This is a genomic window from Arthrobacter sp. AOP29-A2-19, assembly GCF_058138025.1.
In genome coordinates this window covers 3,008,755-3,029,187 of record NZ_CM176894.1, presented here as the reverse complement: position 1 = coordinate 3,029,187, position 20,433 = coordinate 3,008,755, and the positions used below count along the sequence as shown (strand labels likewise).

Here is a 20,433-nt window from a genome sequence, read left to right as displayed (position 1 = left end):
CGCGGCGCCCAGGGGAGACGGTGCAACCCTAGGAAGAACCGCGCGGGGCAGTCCAACACTTTCTTCGCATCGATCGATACCCCCTTGGCGGGTCGCGCCGCCGGCTAGTGGGCGCGGGAGCCGGTGGGCGAATCGTCCCGGGCCGTGGCCCCGGACGCGGCGAGCGCCCGGATGCGCCCGCGGCAGGCGTACCAGCCGGCCATCAGCAGCGGCACGATGACGGCGATCGACGCCACCGTCCACGTCCCCACTGGCGAATCGAACGCCATCAGCACCACCACGGCCAGGAGGAACAACAGTGTCGCGTACCCGCTGTAGGGGGCGAACACCATGCGGAATGCGGGACGCACGGCCTCGCCCCGCTTCGCCAACCGGTACAGCGCCAACTGGCAGAGCACGATCATGGCCCACGAGGCGATGATCCCCAGGGAGGCCACGTTCAGCACGATCTCGAACGCGCTCGCCGGCACGATCGCGTTCAGGAGGACGCCGAGCGACGCGACGGCCGACGTGATGACGATGCCGCCGTACGGGACGCCGTTGCGGTTCATCCTCGCGGCGAAGCCCGGTGCGGAACCGGACAGGGCCATGGAGCGCATGATCCGGCCGGTCGAGTACAGCCCGGCGTTCAGCGAAGACAGCGCCGCGGTCAGCACCACAAGATTCATGATGGAGTCCACGCCCGCGACGCCGATGGAGCCGAAGAACGTCACGAAGGGGCTCTCGCCAGCCTTGTAGGCCGTGTAGGGGAGCAGCAGGGACAGCAGCACCAGCGACCCGATGTAGAAGACGCCGATGCGCAGGATCACCGTGTTGATGGCCCGGGGCATCACCTTCTCCGGGTTCTCCGTCTCGCCCGCCGCGGTTCCCAGCAATTCGATCGAGGCGTAGGCGAACACCACGCCTTGCATCACCACCAGGACGGGCAGGACGCCGTTGGGGAGCAGGCCGCCGTTGTCCGCGATGAGGCTGAAGCCCACCTGCTGTCCGTCCACCGGGGTGCCGAAGACAACGAAGTAGATGCCAACGACCAGGAAGGAGACCAGCGCGACCACCTTGATGAGCGCGAACCAGAACTCGAGCTCGCCGAAGACCTTGACGGAAACCAGGTTCAGGCCCAGCACCACCAGCAGCGCCGCCAGGGCCCAGGTCCACTGCGGGACCGCGCCGATCCACGGGACGTACTTGGCGAAGAAATGCATGTACAGGGCGACCGCCGTGATGTCGACGATCGCCGTCATGGCCCAGTTCAGCCAATACAGCCAGCCGGTGACGAACGCGGCCTTCTCGCCGAAGAACTCGCGGGCGTAGGACACGAACGACCCGGAGCTCGGGCGGTGCAGCACGAGCTCGCCGAGGGCGCGCAGGATCAGGAAGGCGAAGAAGCCGCACAGCGCGTAGCTGAGGACAATGCCCGGGCCGGCGCCGGCCATGCGCCCGCCGGCGCCCATAAAGAGGCCGGTCCCGATGGCGCCGCCGATGGCGATCATCTGGATCTGCCGGGCGTTCAGGCCCTTGTGGTAGTCGCCGTCGCCGGCCGTCAGCGAGGAGTCGGGGACGTCCGAGGGAACGTGGTGGTGCCCACGGGGAGACGTGGTGTTGTCCATGGTGTTCCTGTCTGGGGGAGGTGGCTGGTTTGGGGCGGGGCTACTTGGTGAGGTTGGCTAGGCGTTCGGGGCGCAGCAGCTCCGCGAGCTGGGCCTCCGTCAGCAGGCCGCGTTCGAGGACGAGTTCGGCGACGCCGCGGCCGGAGACCAGCGCCTCGAGCGCGATGGAGGTGGACTCGCTGTAGCCCAGCGTGGGGTTCAGTGCCGTGACCAGCCCGATCGAGTTCTCCACGTTGCGGCGCAGGAAGTCGGCGTTGGCCGTGATCCCCGCGACGCAGCGCCGAGAGAGCGTGAGGCACCCGGCCTCCAGGTGCCTCATGGACGTGGACAGGCTGTGCACGATGATCGGCTCGAAGGCGTTGAGCTGCAGTTGCCCGCCCTCGGCGGCCATGGAGATGGTGACGTCGTTCCCGACCACCTGGTACGCGATCTGGTTCACGACCTCGGGGATGACCGGATTGACCTTGCCGGGCATGATCGAGGAACCGGACTGCACCGCCGGCAGGTTGATCTCGTTAAGGCCCGCCCGGGGGCCGGACGAGAGCAGGCGGAGGTCGTTGCAGATCTTGGAGAGCTTCAGCGCCACGCGCTTGAGGACGCCGGAGAGGTGGACGAAGGCGCCGACGTCCTGCGTGGCCTCGATGAGGTCGGGGGAGGTGGTCAGCGGGAGGCCGGTGATCTCCGCGAGGTGACCCCGCGCGGACTCCGCGTAGCCGTCCGGGGCGTTGAGCGCCGTGCCGATGGCGGTGGCGCCCAGATTGATCTCGTGCACCAGCAGCAGCGACTCCTCCAGCCGGTCCCGGTCCTCGCGCATGGTGACGGCATACGTCCCGAACTCCTGCCCCAGCGTCATCGGGACCGCGTCCTGCAGCTGCGTGCGGCCCATCTTGACCACGGTCCGGAACTCCACGGCCTTGGCGGCGAAGGCGGCCTCGAGCTCTGCGAGGGCGTCCAGGAGCGGCCGGGCGGCGAACGCCGTGGAGACGTTGACCGCGGTCGGGTACACGTCGTTCGTGGACTGGCTGAGGTTGACGTGGTCGTTCGGATGCAGGTGGCGGTAGTCGCCGCGGGTGTGCCCGAGAAGCTCGAGCGCCCGGTTGGCGATGACCTCGTTGGCGTTCATGTTCGTGGACGTGCCGGCCCCGCCCTGGATGACATCGACGACGAACTCGGCGTGGAGCGCGCCGTCTACGATCTCCTGGCAGGCGGCGTCGATGGCCCGGGCGCGCTCGCCGTCCAGCAGCCCCAGGTCGCGGTTGGCGCGCGCGGCGGCCTGCTTGACCATCGCCAGGGCGCGGACCAGGTGCGGGTTGCTGGCCAGCGTCTGCCCCGTGATCGGAAAGTTTTCCGCCGCCCGGAGGCTGTGGATGCCCCAGTAGGCCTCGGAGGGGACCTCGCGGTCCCCGATGAGGTCGTGCTCTGTTCTGGTTCCGGAAATGGGCATGGCGAAGTACTCCTAGGGTGGGATGTTGTGCGTGGGGGGATGCTGTTGGGGGCGCGGGAACGGGGTTAGCGGAGCGCAAGTCCGGTCAGTTCGCCGACGCGCTGCCCGCCGCCGAGGACGGTCACGCTGGAGAAGCGCTCCAGGGCCGCGTGCCCGCCCAGCGCTGCGGCGAGGGCGCCGGCGGCCACGGGCATACGGGCGCGGTCGCCACCGTCGGACACCTTGACCGCCACGGCCGTGCCGTCGGGCAGCGCGGCGACCTGGACGCCCTCGAAGCCGTCTTTGGCGACGATCCCTGGGACGGCGCGCATCAGTGCGGTCACGTCGCGTTCCTCCCCGGCCACGAGCTCCGGGTGGCTGCGCATCGCATCGGCCACGGCTCGCTCCGGGGTACCGGCGGGCGCGGCCGCGATCAGACCGAACGCGCGGGCGATGCCGGACAGGGAGACGGCGTGAACCGGTGTGCCACAGCCGTCGGTGCTAACGGCAACCGGTTCCTCGCCGGTCAGTTCGCGCACCGATTCGGAGAGTAGGGCCGCCACGGGGTGATGGGGATCGAGGTAGCCGGACACGGGCCAGCCGCGCCGGACACACAGTGCCACCAGGGCGGCGTGCTTCCCGGAACAGTTTTGGGCCAGGCGGCTGGCGCCGTGGCCCGCGCGCAGCCATTCGGCCCGCTCGGAAGGTCCGTAGGGCAGGTCCAGGCTGTTGGCCAGGGCGCCCTCGTCCAGGCCGGCCGCGGACAGGGTGGAGCCGGCGACGGCCAGATGCCGCCGGGATCCCGAGTGGCTGGCGGACGCGAGCGCCAGCTGCTCGGGTGTCAGCGCGGATCCGGCGCGGAGCATGCCCGCGGCAAAGAGCGGCTTGAGCGCGGAGCGGGGGTAAAAAGCGGCTTCCGGCTCGCCGCGGCCGAAAACTACGTCTCCGGCGGGATCCAGCACCACCACCGAGCCGTAGTGGATGCTTTCCACGAGGTCGCCGCGGGTCTGCACGGCGATCGGCGCGTGCGCGGGGAGCGCGGAGTGGGCGGGGGGAAACGTGCTCATCGTTGTCCGTTCCTGACGATGTCGGCAACGGCGCCGCGCACCGCGCCGAGGTGGAGTTCCATGGCGGCCGCGGCGGCGGACTCGTCGCGGTTTTCGATGGCGTCCAGGATGGCCTGGTGCTCCACGTCGGAGGTCTTTTGCCGCCCGGTGACCAGGTTGATGGTGCCGGACTGGTGGGACATAGCCTCGCGGATGTCGGCGACGACCTTGGCAAAAACACCGTTCCCGCTGGCCCGGGCGATGGTGGCGTGGAAGGCGGCGTCGAGCGCCACCCACGCCTCGCCGTCGTCCTCGGCGCGCATGGCCTCCATCAGTCCGCGGAGCGCTTCGACGTCCTCGGCCGTGCGCCTCTGGGCGGCGAGCTCCGCCGCGGGGATCTCGATGTGCGGGCGGGCCTCGATGAGGTCGCTGGCGGAGTACGAGCCCAGGACCAGGTCCCGGCGGGGCCGGTCGGCGACGACGAAGGTCCCCCGCCCGGTCTCCGTGCGGGTGAGGCCGAGGGCCGCGCAGGATCGCAGGGCCTCGCGGACCACGGAGCGGCTGACGCCGTACTGGGCCGCGAGGGTGGCCTCGGAGCTGAGCTTGGTGCCGATCACGAGCTGCGAGTCCTCGATGGCGCCTCGGAGGGCGCGGAAGACGGATTCGGCCGCGCTGGTGCGGTCGATCAATGGCTGTCCTGCTGTCCAGCTGTCTGACAGGTTCATGATCACGACTATGACAGCGCTCACATGCGGGTGTCAAACAACCCTTGTCAGCGCCACCCTTGCGGCGATTTGTTCGGCGACGGCGTCCGGCGAGCCCGTAGCGTCCACGACCTGCCATCCGTGCGCGGCGGCCATGGAGAGGTATCGGGTCCGCGCGGCACGCAGGTAGACGTGCGTCTCGGAGTCCTCTCCGCGCGCGGTGATGCGCGCGTGCCCGACCTCCGGCGGCACGTCGAGCAGTACGACGGCGTCCGGCCGCGGCAGCCTGTCCGCCAGCCACGGTAGGAAGCGGCCCGGCGGGAGGCCGCGGACATCGCGGAGGACCAGTTGGCAGGCGAGGTGGCGGTCCATGACCGTGGTGCCGCGGAACGCGGCCGCCCGTGCGTGGGCGACGACGACGTTCAGGGTCCGCACGATCGTCTCGAACCGGTCCGACCACAACACCGGAACGGCCAGGCCCAGGGACTCGGCCAGCCGGCCGAGCCAGCGGCGCCCGGCCGGATTGCGCAGCAGCTGCGCCTTCCGACCCGCCGACACTTCCCGAGCCACGACCGCGGCGGCCGCCGTCGTTTTCCCGGCACCGTCGATGCCGAGCACCACGATGGTGCGGCGCGCGGGCGCGCGCGATCCGCCGTCGAGCGCGGTGCCCGATGCCGACATGCCTACCTCCCCGATCGATGACCCCCAACAACTGGTCAACGAACGGGGCGCCCGAATCCATGCCCGTTTCCCATGTGGGTTTTCTGTGAGGGTGCGGAGGGGCGCCGCCCGCTAGACGCGCACGACCATCTTGCCGGTGTTGCCGCCGGCGAGCATGGACAGCAGGGCGTCGACGGCGCGGTCCAGCCCGTCGGCGACCGTCTCGTCGAAGACCACCTCGCCGGCCGCCAGCCAGGCGCCCATCTGCGCGGCGAAGGCGGGGAAGTGGCGGGTGTGGTTGCCCACCGTGAAACCTTCCAGCGCCAGCCCGCGGGTCACGATGTTGGCCATGTTCCGCGGTCCCGTGGGCGCTTCGGTGGAGTTGTACTGCGAGATCGCCCCGCACAGGGCCGCGCGCCCGCCGTCGTTGAACGCGCCGAGCGCGGCCTCGAGGTGGGCGCCGCCGACGTTGTCGAAGTAGACGTCGATGCCGCCCGGCGCCGCCGCGGCGAGCTGGCCGGGCAGGTCGCCGTCCTTGTAGTTGAACGCCGCGTCGAAGCCGTACTTGTCCTTCAGCAGCGCGACCTTCTCCGGGCTTCCCGCGGAGCCGACGACGCGGCCGGCGCCCTTGAGCCGGGCGATCTGGCCCACCATGGAGCCGACGGCCCCGGCCGCGCCGGAGACGAACACGGTGTCGCCCTCCTTGAGGCCGGCGATCTCCAGCAGTCCGACCCACGCGGTCAGCGCGGTCATGCCCAGCACGCCGAGGTAGGCGGACAGCGGCACGCCGGGCAGTTCCTCGACCTTCCGGAATCCGTCCGCGGGGCCCTGCGCCACGTCCCGCCAGCCCAGCTGATGGAGCACCACGTCGCCCGCGGCCAGGGAGTCGGAGTCGGATTCGACGACGCGGCCGACGGCGCCGCCGGTCATCGTCTCGCCGAGCGCGAACGGCGGCACATAGGACTTCACGTCGTTCATCCGGCCCCGCATGTAGGGGTCCACGGAGAGGAACTCGTTGGCGACGCGCACCTCGCCCGGCGCGAGCGCGGGCAGCTCGACGACGGCGGTGCGGAAGTTCTCGGGGACGGGCCAGCCCTTGGGGCGGCCGATCAGCTGGATCTGGGTGCTGGAAGTCATGGGGGTCTCCTCTTCGGGTGGCGGCGGGCCTGACGGCGCGTGGCAGAATAGATTAGTGAACCATTCGGTACACTACGTTATTAGAACGATCAGTACAAAACGCGCCGTCGGGGTTGAGCGCCGCACGCCCCGCAGAGGAATTGGAGCCCGCATGGGACGCACCCAGACTTTCGAGACCCCCGCGGTCGTTGCCGCCGCCCGCGACGTCTTCTGGCGCCTCGGCTACGACGGCACGTCCCTCGGCGACCTCGAGCGCGCCACCGCGCTGGGCCGCTCCAGCCTGTACCACGCGTTCGGCAGCAAGCGCGGGCTCTTCGAGGCGGCCGTCGAGAACTACCTTGACCTGATCGTCCGCCCACGGTTGGCCCCGCTTGTGGGTGGCGGGGGCCAGCCCGCCGACGCCGCCCGCAACGCACTGGTGGACTACTTCGCGGAGATGGCCGACGCGGTCGCCGGATCCGAGGAGGGCGACGAGCGCGCCGGTTGCCTCCTGCTCATCAGCACCGCGGGCCAGGCGGGGCGGGACACCACGGTGCGCGGAGCCGTTGATGCCTATCGGGCCGAACTGGCCGAGGCGTTCGCGGCCGCGCTCGGGAGGGCGCTGCCGGGGGCCGTGGCGGACGACATCGAGTGCCGTGCGCGCCTGTTCACCGCACTGGTGGTCGCCGGGCTGACGCTGGCCCGGGTGAACCGCGGCGAGGCCGTGGAGACCCTCCGGCTGGCGCGGGACCTGGCCGCGGAGCTCCCGGGCGCCGCGGGCTAGGCCGACGCGGCCTAGAGCTGCGGGACGCACTCCCCGGTTCCCAGGATCGCCAGCCCGGCGCGGTCCCCGTCGGCGAGCGACGACGCCCCGCCCGGGCCGACGTACATCAGCTGGGACGGGTCCGCGACGTGGTCCAGCCCCATCACGTGGCCTAGTTCGTGCAGGATGACGCCGCGCACGGCGTCGGCTCCGTCCGGCCAGCCCATCATGTCCGCCATCACGGGCGCGTCCAACGCCACCTGACCTGCGACGAGCACAAAAGGTCCGCCCGGTGCGTTGGCGAACGAGCTCCCGCCGAGGCCGGCGGTATCGCCCTCGAGCCGCGGAACCTCTTCGGGGGTCGACCAGGCGAAGAGCACCGGGGCCCACCGCTTTCCGTAGCGCTCCGGCTGGAACTTCTCCCTGCCGTCGTCCGCGAAGGCCTCGGCGGTGCCGCCGTCGTGGACGAAGCTGAGACCGGTGGCCAGGGACACCTCCGCCACCGCCTCGTGGATCAACCTCTCTCCGCCGGCGGGGGCGTTGTCCGGCCGGATGACGTAGTGCACCGGGCGGCAGGGGTCGTAGGCCGCGAAAGGCTGCGAGTCGCCGGGGACGGGCTGCAGCGCGAAGCCGGAGGACGGCGCGACGGCGGGAGGCCGCCCCAGCGGCTCGGCGGCCGCCTCGACGCCCCGCGGCGGGACGTCCGCGCCGGGCAGATACGGTTCGATGGCGGGTACCACGTACCGCTGCAGCAGCCCCGGTCCGAAGAACAGGAATGCCACGAGGGCGAGGACCATCAGGGTCTTGGCGCCGCTTCCGGGGCGCCGGTTGCGGCGGCGCCTGCCGGACGCGCCTCCGGTTCCCCGCCGGGGCATCGCCGCCACGGGCGGAGGCAGGTCGGGGCGGCCGGGCGGCGGATGGTCGGCACCGAGGGCCTCGTCCGTCGCCCATCGCGGAATCCGTCCGCTCGCCGAGCGCCGCGGCGCGCCGTCGCCCCCGCGCATGCCGTCGCCTCCGCGCGCGACCGAGTCTCCGAAAAATGCAGGTGTCACAATCCCCCCAAGGATGCCCACAACCACGGCCCCCAATGGCCGATTCCGCCAGCCTAGCGCCGGAGGGGCGCCGCTGGCACCCTGTAGTTCCTTCTCCGTGGCGGGCGATTCCCCAGGGGTTGAGTGTGACGTGCGTTACTGTTAACGTCTAACCCACCATACGGAACACAACCCACATCATGGTGGGTGAGGCGGCAAGGCCATCGGACTCCCATCCCGAGTTGTGGTGGCGCAATCGCATCCGATCTCGGCGTGAAAGAGTTGCAATGACGCACCCAACACCAGGGTCTCCTGAGTACGCGGTCGAATTGGCCGGTTGCGCCAAGGAATTTCCGACGGCCGGCGGAGGCTCGTATTTTGCCGTGCGGGACATCGACCTGAAGGTCGAGCCGGGGCGGTTCGTCTCGATCGTCGGTCCCACCGGGTCCGGCAAGTCCACCATCCTGAACATGGCCGCCGGACTGATGGTCCCGTCGTCGGGCTCCGTCCAGAGCTTCGGGAACGAGGTCGTCGGCGTGAACCGGCGCGCGTCCTACATGTTCCAACAGGACGCGCTGCTGCCGTGGAAATCGGTGATCGACAACGTCAGCCTCGGCCTGATCATGGCGGGAGTCTCAAAGGCCGAGGCCCATTCCGAAGCCCGGCGGTGGCTGGAGAAGGTGGGGCTGAAGAGTTTTGCCGACCGCTACCCCCATCAGCTCAGCGGAGGCATGCGCAAGCGCACCGCGTTGGCGCAGGCATGGATCGTCAACCCGGACATCCTGCTGATGGACGAGCCGTTCTCCGCCCTGGACGTCCAGACGCGGCAGATCATGGAGAACGAGCTCCTCCAGCTGTGGCAGGAATCCGGGAAGGCAGTCGTCTTCATCACCCACGACTTGGACGAGGCGATCGCGCTGTCCGACGAGGTGCTCATCCTCGGCGCGGGCCCCGGAAGCACCGTCGTCGGAAGCTACGAGATCACCATTCCGCGCCCGCGCGACCTCCTGGACATCCGGGACGACCCCCAGTTTGTGGAACTGCACCGGGAAATCTGGGGCCGCCTGAAGATCGAAGTTTCCAAAACATACGCGTCGGCACGGACGGAAGAAGGCGAAGTCGCATGACGGTGGCACCGGCCAACGCGCGAAAGACAAGATCCACCGCGGGGCAAAGGGCGCCGCGGAAGCGCCGCGAGGCCTCCGAGCTGTCGATCAGGGCGGCCCAATTGCTGCTGACCGTTGTTGTGCTCGGCGCGTGGGAGCTGCTGGGCCGCGCCGGAATCATCGACGAGTTCTTCTTCCCGCTGCCGTCGGACATCCTGGTGACCGTCTGGCAGTGGGTCTCCTCCGGCTACGTCTTCCCACATCTCTGGGTGACCATGCAGGAGGCGGCGTTGGCGTTTGTGACCGGAGCCGCCGCCGGTCTGGTGCTTGGATTCCTCCTGGCGCGCGTGCGGTTTCTGGAACGGCTGCTGGATCCCTTCCTGCAGATGTTCAACGCGCTTCCCCGGGTTGTCCTCGCGCCGATCTTCCTGCTCTGGTTCGGGTTGGGAATCTGGTCTAAGGTGGCGTTCGGCTTCACGCTGGTCTTCTTCATCGTCTTCTTCAACACGCTCGAGGGCGTCAAGAGCGTGGACCGCGTCCTGGTGGACAACGCGCGGATGCTCGGCGCCAGCGAGAAGCAGCTGCTCCGGCACGTGTTCATCCCGAGCGCCCTGACCTGGATCTTCTCCAGCCTTCACATCAGCGTCGGCTTCGCCATAACCGGCGCGGTGGTCGGCGAGTACCTCGGTGCCTCGGCGGGCGTCGGGTACGCGATCGCCCAGGCCCAGGGTGTGTTCGACACGCGCGGTGTTTTTGCAGGCATGTTCATTCTGATGATCGCCGTGCTGATCATCGACCTCCTCGTCAACCGGGTGGAACGGCGCCTGCTGCGCTGGCGTCCCAACCAGACCTTCTAGGCAACCCGTCCGCCGACCGCCGCGGGACGCACCAGCTAGACCAGGTGCCAACGCGAACAGACGCCATCTCGAACAGACGCAACAAATCGAACAAGGGAACAAGATGAAGAGCCAGGACAAGCGCTTGACCCGGATCGCCCGCCCAGTGGCACTCGCCGCCGGCTTGGCCCTGGCCCTCTCGGCCTGTGGGGCGCCTGCGGCGGCGCCGCCGGGGCAATCGGCGGGCGACGGCGGGGCCGGAGGCGGGGGAGAGAAGGTCACCATCGGAGTGGGTGGGCAGACGCTCTTGACGTACTTGCCGACCACTCTCGCCGAGGAGTTGGGCTTCTACGAGGAGCAGGGGCTCGACGTTGACCTTCAGGACCTCCAGGGCGGATCGAAGGCACTGACCGCGATGATCGGCGGCAGCACCGAGGTGACCAGCGGCTACTACGAGCACACCATCCAGATGCAGGCCAAAAACCAAAGCATCGAGGCGTTCGCGAACATGAACCTCTCCTCGGGCCTCGCGCTGGTGGTTTCCGAGAAGAATGCCGACAGCATCAAGTCGGTCGCCGACCTCAAGGGCAAGAACGTGGGCGTGACCGCGCCGGGGTCCTCCACGGACATGTTCGTCAAGTACCTGCTCTCAAAGAACGGCATGGCGCTGACGGACGCCTCGGTCTCGGCCATCGGGGCGGGCTCTTCCGCCGTCGCGGCGGTCGAGATGGGCCAGGTCGACGCCGCCGTGATGCTCGAGCCGGACATCTCCGTGCTGGAAAAGCGGATTGGCAAGGCTCCTATCGTGCTTGAGGACGTCAGGACGCCCGAAGGGCTGAAAGAGATCTTCGGCACGGACACCTGGCCATCGTCCAGCCTGTACGCGAAAACCGATTGGCTCGAGGCGAACCCGGACAAGGCCGAAAAGCTGGCCGCGGCGATCAAAAAGACCCTCACCTACATCCAGGAGCATTCGGGCGAGGAGATCGCGGCGGAGATGCCCGAGAAGTTCGCCGGCGGGGACATGGAGCAGTACGCCAGGGTCATCGAGGAGCTGAAGCAGACACTGAGCAAGGACGGCGTCTTCACGCCCGAGGGCGCGGAAGCTGTCTTGGAAACGCAGCGCATCGCCAACCCCGAGGTGGGCGACGCGGAAATCGACCTCTCCAAGACGTACACGAACGAGTTCGTCGACTAGACGGATGTCCAGGTGCGGACCGCCCCGTCATCCTTCGTGGAGGCGGGGCGGCGCCTCAGAACGGCGGGGGAGTGCCCGAGGGATCCGGCGTGGACGCGGCGTTCCACACAGCCCAGGGGTCGTGGGCCGGAACCGTCCGCATCGGCGTCTGTTGGCAGGTTGCACCGGCGCCCGAGGCCAGCGGGCGCCGCTTCCGCATGGACCTGACGCGGGGCCGGGTGGGCTCGTCCGTGCAAGCCCCGTTTCGTGGGCGGAGCCGGCGCGGATCCCGCTGCGGAGTGTGGTCGGTCGTTTCCAGCTCGGCGATCATCCAGGCGAGATCCTCCCCGCCGGCCGCGTCCCAGGCGTTCGAGTCCGCCCAACGTTCGAAGTCGAGCTCCGCCTCGGTCTCCGCTGCCTGCTGGCTAACGAGCCAGGACGCGGCAACCTCTTCCGGGTCGGCGGCGGGCACTTCGGGAAGCCGATCCGCGCGGGCGAAGAGCTCGGCGTTCAGCGCCTCCGCGACTTCCGGCGGCGGCTGCGGTGCCGGTCCGTCCCAGGGATCCCAGCCATCGCTGTCGATGGCAGAGTTGCCTGCTCCTTCTCCGTTGCTTGCGTTGCACAACCTGCCAGCAACGTCGGCGGTCGCGGGGTGGCCCCGGCGTTGCGTGCCGGCACCAGCCGGGGCGGACAGTGGTGTGCAGAGTGCCAGGGACTCGCTCCTCGTCCGGGCTGCGACGAGCCGATCCGACCAGGGGGCCTCGGGCGCGGACTCCCGCGAAGTGCCCCACAGCGTTGTCACAACGATGGTGCCGTCCGGGAGTTGCTCCATCGAGAGAATGCCGAGCGATTTCAGGCGGTGGCATCTCTTGCACAGCAGTGCCAGATTAGCCAGGTCCGTCGTTCCGCCGTCCTGCCATTCGATGGTGTGGTCCGGTTCGCAGCGCGCGGCCGGCCTGTTGCAGCCGGGCGTACGGCAACCGTGGTCTCGATGGGCCAGCGCGCGGCGCTGGGCCGGTGTGGGGCGGTAGCGTTCGTGTGCCCAGTCGATCACCGCCCCATTGAGCGGGTCCGTGAGGATCCGCCACCACGAAGCGGCATTCGCCATCAGGATGCCGGCGGATTCCTCGTCCATTGGACCGAGCCGCTGGATGGAGGGCAGGTCGGTGCCCGGCGGCAGCAGTCGCTCCGCGGCGCCGCCCGGACCAACGCCGATCCCTATGACTGAGTCGGGAAGGGTGCCGGCTGGTTGTGTCCCGTTGGGGAGGGCGTCGACGTCCACACCGGCAAGACAGGCTGCAGGTACGGTGATCGTGACTTGGGCGTGGACGTTCTCCAGTCCGGAACCGCGGGGGCCCATCAGCATGTGGTCGCCAAACACGTCCGTGCGAAGTTGGTCCATGGTGCGTTCCTCGGGAGATTCGCCGTCGGCAGACTCCTTCAGTACCCGGGCCTGACGATGCACACGGTCGTAGATGGCTTCGGCCTTCGGCGACTCCAGTGCCACCGTCAGGTAGGCCATCCCGTCGCTACCGGGGTCCACGCGGAAGAACCGTGCGTCGATCGCTTTCCGGGACCGCTTGGTGAACGACTCGGGGTCGTACTTCTCCAACAGCCGTTTGGCCTTGGCGCGGAGCGCCGAGGGATTGCGGCCGCCCGCGTACTGCAGGAGCTTACGCCCGAGTTCGTTGCGGCTTTTTTTGACCGCGCGTTCCTCCGCGGCAACGGTGCGGAACCAGGTCTCGACGGCCGCCGGGTCGGCCTCGTCCGGGGCCGCGACGGCTCTCGCCGTGATGCGAAGCGCCTGGTCGGCAATGACCTCCACATGCTCCGGCCCGATCCGCCCCTCGGAAAGCGCCTCGAGGACCTCGCCCAGGTCCGTGGAGAGCGCCTCCGCGCGGTTAAGGGACCTCTCCGCGACCCACGCAGGAACGCTTTGGACGACGGCGATCTGCTCGACCGCGGCCTCGAAACCCATGTGCGTCACGAGGTTTCCCGTACGCGTGGAGATCGCCATGCCCGGGTTGGACTGCAACGCCTCCATGTGGGGCGGCGCCTTGCGCTGGGCGTCGTCGTGAAGGGCCACCATCGCCTGGTGGGAGCGCGCCTCGGCGAAGCGGCGGAGCTCCTCCGCGCGCTCGAACTTCGTGCCGGCGTTCCTAGTGCGCGCCTCGGGGTCGGGGGTGAGGATCCACCCGCCAACCCTGATCGAATTTGCTTTCGCGTCCATGATTCAACGATAGAACGCAGTACCGACTGTTTGGCGAACCCGAGACGTATGTGGAAAGCATCGATCACGTGGGCACGCGGCACTGCCCGTGGGCAGGTTCCATGGGATTCGCGAGCGGGCCCGGCTCAGCTGAGCGCGGCGGCGATCTGGCCGGCGCCGTCGACCAGGCCGGGAATCTGCTCGGCCAGCAACACAAGGCCGAGGGCCGTCATGATCAGTCCGCTGGCCAGCGTCACTCCGCGCGCGGCGCCGGGGCGGGAGCGCAGGAGGCGGCGCGCGCCGACCGCCACCAGCGAGTAGACGGCGACCGTCACGGCGAAGTGGGACAGTCCCAGGATCCCCGTCTGCACCGGGATCGGCAGCGCCTGGCCCGCCGCGACGAACTGCGGGATCAGGGCCAGGTACAGCAGCAGGGCCTTGGGATTGCTCGCGCTGATCCCGAGCCCCCTGAGGAAGTCGCGGCGGCCCGCTGACCGGCCCGCTGACCGGCCCGCGCCGTCGGGCGCCACGGCGTTGCCCGCCTCCTCTGCGGTGAAGCCGGCACCGCGCCACGAGCGCGCCGTCGTGATGCCGAGCCACAGCAGGTACGCCGCGCCGAGCACGGTCAGGCCCGTGAGGAGTTCGGGCCGCGCGGCGATGAGGGCAGCCAGCCCGGCGACGATGAGTGCCGTGTGCACCAGATAGCCGGCGCAGAGTCCGGCGACTGCGGGGGCCACGCGGCTACGGCCCAAGCCAGCGGAAATGGTGTAGGCCCAGTCGGCCCCGGGCGTGAGCGCGAGCGTCACGGATACAACGGCGAATCCAAGGATCAACTGGGGGTCCACGGGGCGGCTCCTGAACTGGTGTGGGGTACCCCTCCAGCCTAGGAAAATGACCACGAAATGTGCTCTCCCATTTGTTCACGGATTCAGCGCTGGGCGATAAGGTTCTTGCGTGATAGACGACATCGATAGAAATATCTTGCGCAACTTGCAACACGACGGGCGAATGACTGCCACGGCACTCGCCGGGGAGGTTGGCCTGACGGTCGCCCCCTGCCACCGCAGGCTCAAGGATCTCGAGTCCTCCGGGATCATTCAGGGCTACCGCGCGGTGATCGACCCGGCCAGGGTTGGTCTGGGCTTCCAGTCGCTGGTCTTCGTCACGCTGCGCGACCGGCAGAACATGCTCGCGTTCGAGGAGGCCGTGGTGGGCATCGACAGGATTGTGGAGGCGAACCGCCTGTTCGGCGACCCGGATTTCCTGCTTAGGGTCATCGCCCTGGACCTGCCGGAGTATCAGCGCTTCTACGACGGGGTGCTGGTCGGCCTCCCCGGGGTGGAGAAGCTGACCAGCACCATCGTGATGAAAAACCTCAAGGGCAGCGGAGTGCTGCCGATCTAACGTCTACGGGCGGCGGCCCTTGGGCGTCCGGGAGTTGTGGACAGACGTCGGGTGGTGGGCGGGGTTCGGAGCGGTGCCGTACTGGGCCGCTCCGTTCTGAACGGCGCCGCCGCGGCGCTCGCGGATCTTGCGGACGAGCCAGAGGACAGCCGGCAACGCCATGGTTGCCAGGCGGATAAATCGCAACATTTTGCTCCTTGGGGATCCGAGGTTACTTACGACGTAAGCGTAGCCGCACGCCCATCACGTAGATTCTCCCTAGCGGCGCCACCCGCGCCGCACGGCCGACCAGAGGAGATCAGGAATGGGTACGCAGGACAGCAACAAGCCGCAGGCAGAGAAGCACGACGACGACGTGGTCTCCGATCCGGCGCTCTCCGACGAGCAGGGCCACGAGTGGTCCGACGAGGGCGGCGCCACCGAAGAGGGGCCGGCGACCGCGGACGACTAGTCCGCGGGTTGGCACTTCTTCCGGGCGCGCTGCCCCGGGGGTAGCCTCGGCCATCCCAAGGGAGGTCCAGCATGCGAATCATCGTTGGTTACGCGAGTGCCCACGGCTCCACGGCCGAGATCGCGGAGCGCGTCGGCGCCGTGCTCAGGCGTGACGGCGCCGACGCGGACGTCCGGGCGCTCCGCAACGTGTCCGACGTCGGATCCTACGACGCCGCGGTGCTGGGCAGCGCCGTCCACAACCAAAAGTGGCTCCCGGAGGCGACGGAATTCCTTGGCGCGCATTCGGCGGGACTGGCGGGCAAGCCGGTCTGGATGTTCAGCGTGGGAATGTCCGGCGGCCTGCCGAGGCCACTTCGGCGCGTCGCCCGCGATGGTCAGGCCAAGAAGATCGAGGCGGAGCTTCGGAAGTTCGTGGCTCCCCGCGGGCACCGCGTCTTCTCCGGCGTCTGCGCGCCCGGGCAGATGCCGCGGTGGATCGGTCGGATCTTCCGCGCCATCGGCGGACGTTTCGGCGACTACCGCGATTGGGACGATATTGAATCTTGGGCCGCAGGCATCGGGCGCGCGACCGAACCGTAAGCGCGGCCGGCGTTGTGAACGAACGTGTCGTCCGGCGTCGTGCCGTGAATTTCGAAGGGTCCGCGGCGCGGCGCCGGGTGGTTGACTGGGTCCGATAGCCGCCCGGCCCGGGCGGCCTCGAGAGAGGGCGCACCGTGACGAGCACTTCGGCTTCCAGTCACCACCCTGAAACCCCGCCGTTCCGGCTGTCCTTCCTGGCGTTCGTCGAGCACACGGGCGTGCGCGGCGGCCGGTCCCGGGGACTCGACGACGGACTCGAGCTCTTCGCGCTGGCCGAGGAGCTGGGCTACGACGCCGGATTCGTCCGGCACCGACACCTCGAGGGATACCTGTCCGCGCCGCTGCCCTTCCTGGCGGCCGTCGGGCAACGCGCCGGGACCATGGAACTAGGTACTTCCGTGACCCCCATCCGTTTCGAGAATCCGGTCCGCCTCGCCGAGGAGGCGGCCACCGTGGACCTCCTGCTGGGCGGCAGGCTGCGGCTCGGGTTGAGCTCCGGGTATTCGCGGAACGAATCCACGTTCGGCCAGGCGTTCGGCGCGATCGACGGCGACCTGCGCGGCGTCGTCGACGAGCGCGTGCGCGTTTTCCTGGAAGCCATCGAGGGCCGGACCGTGGCCACCGCGGACGAGAACGTGCCGTTCGCGGAGGCTGGGACCGAGCTGACGGCCCAACCTAACAGCCCGTCGCTGCGCGGCCGCATCGCCTACGGCGCCGGCGGACTCGCGAGCGCGGAGAGGACCGGGCGGCAGGGGCTGGGGCTCCAGCTCTCGACGCTGAACACAGAACGCGGTCCGGAGCCGTTCGAGGAGGTTCAACGCCGGTACATCCGGGCATATCGCGCGGAGCACGCGAAGTCAGGCGCGGCCTCGCCGCCGCATGCATCGGTCGGACGGCAGATTGTGCCGTACGCCAACGCGGCCCAGAGGGCGGAGCTGCAGTGGCTGATCGACCGCGACGAGCAGCGGCAGGCGGCCGGCGGGGCCCCGGGCGGGCCGCCGTTCCAATTCGGCAAGGTCCCGTCCGGAAGCTCGGCCGTGATCGCCGACTTCCTGGCGGGGGACGTGGCGCTGCGGGAGGCGGACGAACTCGTGATCGCCCTGCCCTTCGACTTCCCCGCCAGCGTCGTCCGCCGCATCCTGACGGTCACCGCGGAGGAGGTCGCCCCGGCGCTCGGCTGGCGTCCGGGTGCCGCCCCGGGCCCCGCGCCGGCCCCCGAGGAAGCCGCCCCTGGCGCCCGCGTGTTCTGATATAGAATTCGGTGGACACCACACGCCGAAAGGTCACCCTTGCCGAAAGCAGCAGGAACGTCCGCGCCGGCCGCCGATTCGACGCGGTCGCAGACCCTCTCCCGCGGGATCCGGCTGCTGGAAATCCTGGCGGACGCCCCCGGCCCCATGACTATTGCGGAACTGGCCACGGCCCTCGGCGTTCACCGCTCCATCGCGTACCGCATCCTCCGCACGCTGGAGGACCACCGCCTCACCATGCGCGACGAGTCCGGCGGCGTCCTGTCCGCGCCCGGCCTCGCGGCGCTTGCCCGGGGTGTGCAGCGGGACCTGCAGTCGGCGGCGCTCCCCGAATTGACCGCCATCGCGAACGAGCTCTCCATGTCCGCGCTAATCGTGGTTTGGGACCTCCACGAGTGCACCACCCTGGTGACGGTCGAGCCGCGCCACGGGCACGCCACGGTGCTGCAGCGCCTGGGGTCCCGGCATCCGATCGGACAGGGCGCGCCCGGGCTCGCCATCCAATCCACGTACACGGCGGGGGAGTGGGACGCGCTCGGCACGGGGGAGGCCTACCGGCCGGCCGCGGTCGAGGCCCGCGCCCGCGGCTACTCGACCAGCCGTGACGAGGTCATCGGCGGCGTCTCCTCCGTCGCGGCGCCCCTGGTGGTCCCCGGTCAGCTCCGTGCCACGGTCGCCGTGGTCTATGCGACGGCGGCCAGCCGGCTGGAGCCGGACGTCATCGGGCAGCGCCTCGCACGGGCCGCCGAGTCGATCGAGCAGGCGCTCGGCGCCTGAGCGCGGAGCCGCGCCCGCGCCCGACGCCTTGAAGTTCGTGGTGATACGCTTCACACTGTTTCGTATACGATTTCGTACATGACATTTGGAGAGCCCGTGAATACCGAAGCGAACCCGAGCACCGCCACGCCCGCGGTGGACCAGTCCACCCTGGACGCCGCCGGCAAGGTCCTGGCGGTCCACCTCAGCTACAGCTCGCGCGCGGCCCAGCGGGGCCGAACGCCCGCCTTCCCCTCCTACTTCATGAAGGCGAGCTCCTCGCTGTCGGTCTCTGGAACCCCGGTCGAGCGGCCGGCGGGCACCGAGCTGCTAGCGTTCGAGGGCGAGATCGCGCTGGTCATCGGCTCCACCGCCCGCCGGGTGTCCATCGAGGACGCGTGGGCCCACGTCGGCTATGTCACGGCCAGCAACGACCTCGGCGTCTACGACATCAAGTACGCGGACAAGGGATCCAACATCCGCTCCAAGTCCGGCGACGGCTTCACCCCGTTCGGGCCGGCGCTGCTGCCGGCGGCCGCCGTCGACCCCTCGGCCCTGCGCATCCGCACCTGGGTCAACGGCGAACCCGCCCAGGACGCCACCACCGGGGAGCTCATCTTCTCCTTCGCGCAGATCGTCGCGGACCTCTCCCAGCAGATGACGCTGCACCCGGGCGACGTCATCCTGACCGGCACCCCGGCCGGTTCGTCCGTGGTGGTTCCGGGCGACACCGTGGAGGTCCAGGTGGACGACGAGGCCGCAGGCCTCAGCACGGGCCGCCTGACGACGCCGGTCGTCCAGGGCGCCGAAGGTTTCGCCGAGTTCGGCAACCGGCCCAAAATCACCGACGCCGACCGCATCGACGCGTTCGGCACCGCGGAGGCCGCTGGGATCGCGCCGGCCGTCACCGGGCAGGCCGCGCTCACCGAGGAGGTCAAGGCCAAGCTGCTCTCGGTCGCGACCGCCACGATCTCCGGCGCTCTGCGCAAGCGCGGACTCAACAACGTCTCCATCGACGGGCTGCAGGCCACCAAGGGAACGCACAAGGTGATCGGCACGGCCCGGACGCTGCGCTACGTGCCCAACCGCGAGGACCTCTTCAAATCCCACGGCGGCGGCTACAACGCCCAGAAGCGCGTCATCGACTCCGTCGGCCCGGGCGAGATCCTGGTCATGGAGGCGCGCGGCGAAAAGGGCTCCGGCACCCTCGGCGACATCCTGGCGCTCCGCGCGCAGGTCCGCGGCGCCGAGGCCATCATCACCGACGGCGGCGTCCGCGACCTCGCGGCCGTGGCCGCCCTTCAGATCCCCACGTTCCACAACGGGGGGCACCCGGCGGTACTCGGCCGCAAGCACGTGCCGTGGGACACCGACGTGACCATCGGCTGCGGCGGCGCGACCATCCAGCCGGGAGACATCATCGTCGCGGATTCCGACGGCGTGCTGGTCATCCCGCCGTCGCTGGCCGCCGAGATCGCCGACGAGGTTGTCGAGCAGGAGCGCCAGGACACGTTTGTGTTCGAGATGGTCAAGGAGGGCAACAAGGTCGACGGACTGTTCCCGATGAACGCCGAGTGGAAGGCCCGCTACGACGGGTGGGTGTCACGCGGCGCCGACGCGCCCGCCCAGAACGGCGAGAAGTGACCCCCAGCAAGTCCGAACAGGCCTACGCGCTGCTCCGCGAGCGCATCTCCAACGGGGACGTGGGACCGGGCTACCGGCTGGTGCTGGGCACCATCGCCAAGGAGCTCGGCTGCAGCGTGGTGCCCGTGCGCGAGGCCGTGCGCCGGCTGGAGGCGGAGGGGCTGGTCACCTTCGAGCGCAACGTCGGCGCGACGGTGGCCGGCATCGGGCCCGAGCTCTACCTGCACACCATGCAGACGCTCGCCGTGATCGAGGGGGCCGCCATGGCCCTCGCGGCGCCGCTGATCACCCCGACCGACTATGCCGAGGCGCGTGCCCTGAACGACGAGATGCGCCGCTGCCTGGAGGACTTCGACGCGCGGCGCTTCTCCGCCCTGAACAACGAGTTCCACGCCGCGCTGTACGAGCGGTGCCCCAACCCGCACATCCTGGACCTTGTCCACCGGGGCTGGAACCGCCTGCGCGCCATGCGCATGTCCACCTTCAGCCACGTCCCGGGGCGCGCCCGGAAGTCGGTCGAGGAACACGACGCGCTGCTGGACCTGCTGGAGTCCGGCGGGGCGCCGGCGGACGTCGAAGCCGCCGCGCGCGCCCACCGGATGCACACCCTGAACGCCTACCTCGAGGCGGCGGGGAAGGCGCCCTCCGCCATCTGAACCCCCGGGGGCC

Annotated in this window: 21 protein-coding genes; 11 read left to right on the top strand and 10 right to left on the bottom strand. The window is 69.7% G+C overall.

Annotation, left to right across the window (positions count from 1 at the left end):
• Positions 1-104: 104 nt before the first annotated feature.
• The 6 genes from AC3ZJJ_RS13955 to AC3ZJJ_RS13930 all read right to left on the bottom strand — a co-directional run bounded on the left by AC3ZJJ_RS13955 (position 105) and on the right by AC3ZJJ_RS13930 (position 6,577).
• The gene (locus tag AC3ZJJ_RS13955; protein WP_489892418.1) at positions 105-1,607 is read right to left on the bottom strand and encodes an amino acid permease; all 1,503 of its coding nucleotides are present in this window, start codon (positions 1,605-1,607) and stop codon (positions 105-107) included.
• Between the two features lie 40 nt (positions 1,608-1,647).
• Entirely contained in the window at positions 1,648-3,051 is a 1,404-nt protein-coding gene (locus AC3ZJJ_RS13950) for an aspartate ammonia-lyase (RefSeq protein WP_489892417.1), read from the bottom strand.
• A gap of 65 nt (positions 3,052-3,116) precedes the next feature.
• Positions 3,117-4,097, bottom strand: a complete 981-nt coding sequence (locus AC3ZJJ_RS13945; RefSeq protein ID WP_489892416.1) for an asparaginase — start codon at positions 4,095-4,097, stop codon at positions 3,117-3,119.
• Entirely contained in the window at positions 4,094-4,801 is a 708-nt protein-coding gene (locus AC3ZJJ_RS13940; RefSeq protein ID WP_489892415.1) for a FadR/GntR family transcriptional regulator, read from the bottom strand. Before AC3ZJJ_RS13940 ends, AC3ZJJ_RS13945 begins: the two co-directional genes overlap by 4 nt.
• Positions 4,802-4,834: 33 nt before the next feature.
• A complete protein-coding gene (locus AC3ZJJ_RS13935) occupies positions 4,835-5,461 on the bottom strand; it encodes a dTMP kinase (protein WP_489892414.1) in 627 nt (208 codons plus the stop codon).
• 111 nt (positions 5,462-5,572) lie between these two features.
• Positions 5,573-6,577 (bottom strand): NADP-dependent oxidoreductase, encoded by a 1,005-nt coding sequence (locus AC3ZJJ_RS13930; protein ID WP_489892413.1) that lies wholly within the window; start codon positions 6,575-6,577, stop codon positions 5,573-5,575.
• A gap of 151 nt (positions 6,578-6,728) precedes the next feature.
• Here AC3ZJJ_RS13930 and AC3ZJJ_RS13925 point away from each other — a divergent pair, with 151 nt between their 5' ends.
• Positions 6,729-7,340, top strand: coding sequence for a TetR/AcrR family transcriptional regulator (locus tag AC3ZJJ_RS13925; RefSeq protein WP_489892412.1), 612 nt, complete (start codon positions 6,729-6,731; stop codon positions 7,338-7,340).
• 11 nt (positions 7,341-7,351) lie between these two features.
• Here the strand turns inward: AC3ZJJ_RS13925 and AC3ZJJ_RS13920 are convergent, their stop codons facing one another.
• Positions 7,352-8,371, bottom strand: a complete 1,020-nt coding sequence (locus AC3ZJJ_RS13920) for a matrixin family metalloprotease (protein ID WP_489892411.1) — start codon at positions 8,369-8,371, stop codon at positions 7,352-7,354.
• A 266-nt stretch (positions 8,372-8,637) separates the two neighbouring features.
• On the opposite strand from AC3ZJJ_RS13920, the gene AC3ZJJ_RS13915 reads away from it, so the two are divergent.
• The 3 genes from AC3ZJJ_RS13915 to AC3ZJJ_RS13905 all read left to right on the top strand — a co-directional run bounded on the left by AC3ZJJ_RS13915 (position 8,638) and on the right by AC3ZJJ_RS13905 (position 11,490).
• Complete coding sequence (locus tag AC3ZJJ_RS13915) at positions 8,638-9,477, top strand: ABC transporter ATP-binding protein (protein ID WP_489892410.1); 840 nt, start codon at positions 8,638-8,640, stop codon at positions 9,475-9,477.
• Positions 9,474-10,313, top strand: a complete 840-nt coding sequence (locus AC3ZJJ_RS13910; RefSeq protein ID WP_489892409.1) for an ABC transporter permease — start codon at positions 9,474-9,476, stop codon at positions 10,311-10,313. Before AC3ZJJ_RS13915 ends, AC3ZJJ_RS13910 begins: the two co-directional genes overlap by 4 nt.
• 103 nt (positions 10,314-10,416) lie before the next feature.
• Complete coding sequence (locus AC3ZJJ_RS13905; protein WP_489892408.1) at positions 10,417-11,490, top strand: ABC transporter substrate-binding protein; 1,074 nt, start codon at positions 10,417-10,419, stop codon at positions 11,488-11,490.
• A gap of 55 nt (positions 11,491-11,545) precedes the next feature.
• On the opposite strand, the gene AC3ZJJ_RS13900 is transcribed toward AC3ZJJ_RS13905, so the two are convergent.
• Together AC3ZJJ_RS13900 and AC3ZJJ_RS13895 are read right to left on the bottom strand one after the other, a co-directional pair.
• A complete protein-coding gene (locus tag AC3ZJJ_RS13900; protein ID WP_489892407.1) occupies positions 11,546-13,699 on the bottom strand; it encodes an HNH endonuclease signature motif containing protein in 2,154 nt (717 codons plus the stop codon).
• Positions 13,700-13,824: 125 nt separating this feature from the next.
• Complete coding sequence (locus AC3ZJJ_RS13895) at positions 13,825-14,523, bottom strand: LysE family translocator (RefSeq protein ID WP_489892406.1); 699 nt, start codon at positions 14,521-14,523, stop codon at positions 13,825-13,827.
• A 109-nt stretch (positions 14,524-14,632) separates the two neighbouring features.
• Here AC3ZJJ_RS13895 and AC3ZJJ_RS13890 point away from each other — a divergent pair, with 109 nt between their 5' ends.
• The gene (locus AC3ZJJ_RS13890) at positions 14,633-15,082 is read left to right on the top strand and encodes an Lrp/AsnC family transcriptional regulator (RefSeq protein WP_489892405.1); all 450 of its coding nucleotides are present in this window, start codon (positions 14,633-14,635) and stop codon (positions 15,080-15,082) included.
• 3 nt (positions 15,083-15,085) lie between these two features.
• Here AC3ZJJ_RS13890 and AC3ZJJ_RS13885 read toward each other — a convergent pair whose 3' ends face one another.
• On the bottom strand, positions 15,086-15,271 hold the full coding sequence (locus AC3ZJJ_RS13885; RefSeq protein WP_489892404.1) for a hypothetical protein: 186 nt from the start codon (positions 15,269-15,271) through the stop codon (positions 15,086-15,088).
• Positions 15,272-15,386: 115 nt separating this feature from the next.
• On the opposite strand from AC3ZJJ_RS13885, the gene AC3ZJJ_RS13880 reads away from it, so the two are divergent.
• The 6 genes from AC3ZJJ_RS13880 (at position 15,387) to AC3ZJJ_RS13855 (ending at position 20,420) form a co-directional block, all read left to right on the top strand.
• A complete protein-coding gene (locus AC3ZJJ_RS13880; protein ID WP_489892403.1) occupies positions 15,387-15,533 on the top strand; it encodes a hypothetical protein in 147 nt (48 codons plus the stop codon).
• 71 nt (positions 15,534-15,604) lie between these two features.
• Complete coding sequence (locus tag AC3ZJJ_RS13875; RefSeq protein WP_489892402.1) at positions 15,605-16,114, top strand: flavodoxin domain-containing protein; 510 nt, start codon at positions 15,605-15,607, stop codon at positions 16,112-16,114.
• Between the two features lie 134 nt (positions 16,115-16,248).
• A complete protein-coding gene (locus AC3ZJJ_RS13870; protein WP_489892401.1) occupies positions 16,249-17,364 on the top strand; it encodes an LLM class flavin-dependent oxidoreductase in 1,116 nt (371 codons plus the stop codon).
• Between the two features lie 39 nt (positions 17,365-17,403).
• Positions 17,404-18,141: an IclR family transcriptional regulator gene (locus AC3ZJJ_RS13865; RefSeq protein ID WP_489892400.1), complete on the top strand. Its 738-nt coding sequence runs from the start codon at positions 17,404-17,406 to the stop codon at positions 18,139-18,141.
• Between the two features lie 96 nt (positions 18,142-18,237).
• Positions 18,238-19,764 carry a fumarylacetoacetate hydrolase family protein gene (locus AC3ZJJ_RS13860; protein ID WP_489892399.1) on the top strand — a complete coding sequence of 509 codons (1,527 nt, stop codon included), beginning with the start codon at positions 18,238-18,240 and terminating at the stop codon, positions 19,762-19,764.
• On the top strand, positions 19,761-20,420 hold the full coding sequence (locus tag AC3ZJJ_RS13855; RefSeq protein ID WP_489892398.1) for a GntR family transcriptional regulator: 660 nt from the start codon (positions 19,761-19,763) through the stop codon (positions 20,418-20,420). The genes AC3ZJJ_RS13860 and AC3ZJJ_RS13855 overlap by 4 nt, the downstream gene beginning before the upstream one ends.
• The last annotated feature ends 13 nt before the right edge of the window (positions 20,421-20,433 follow it).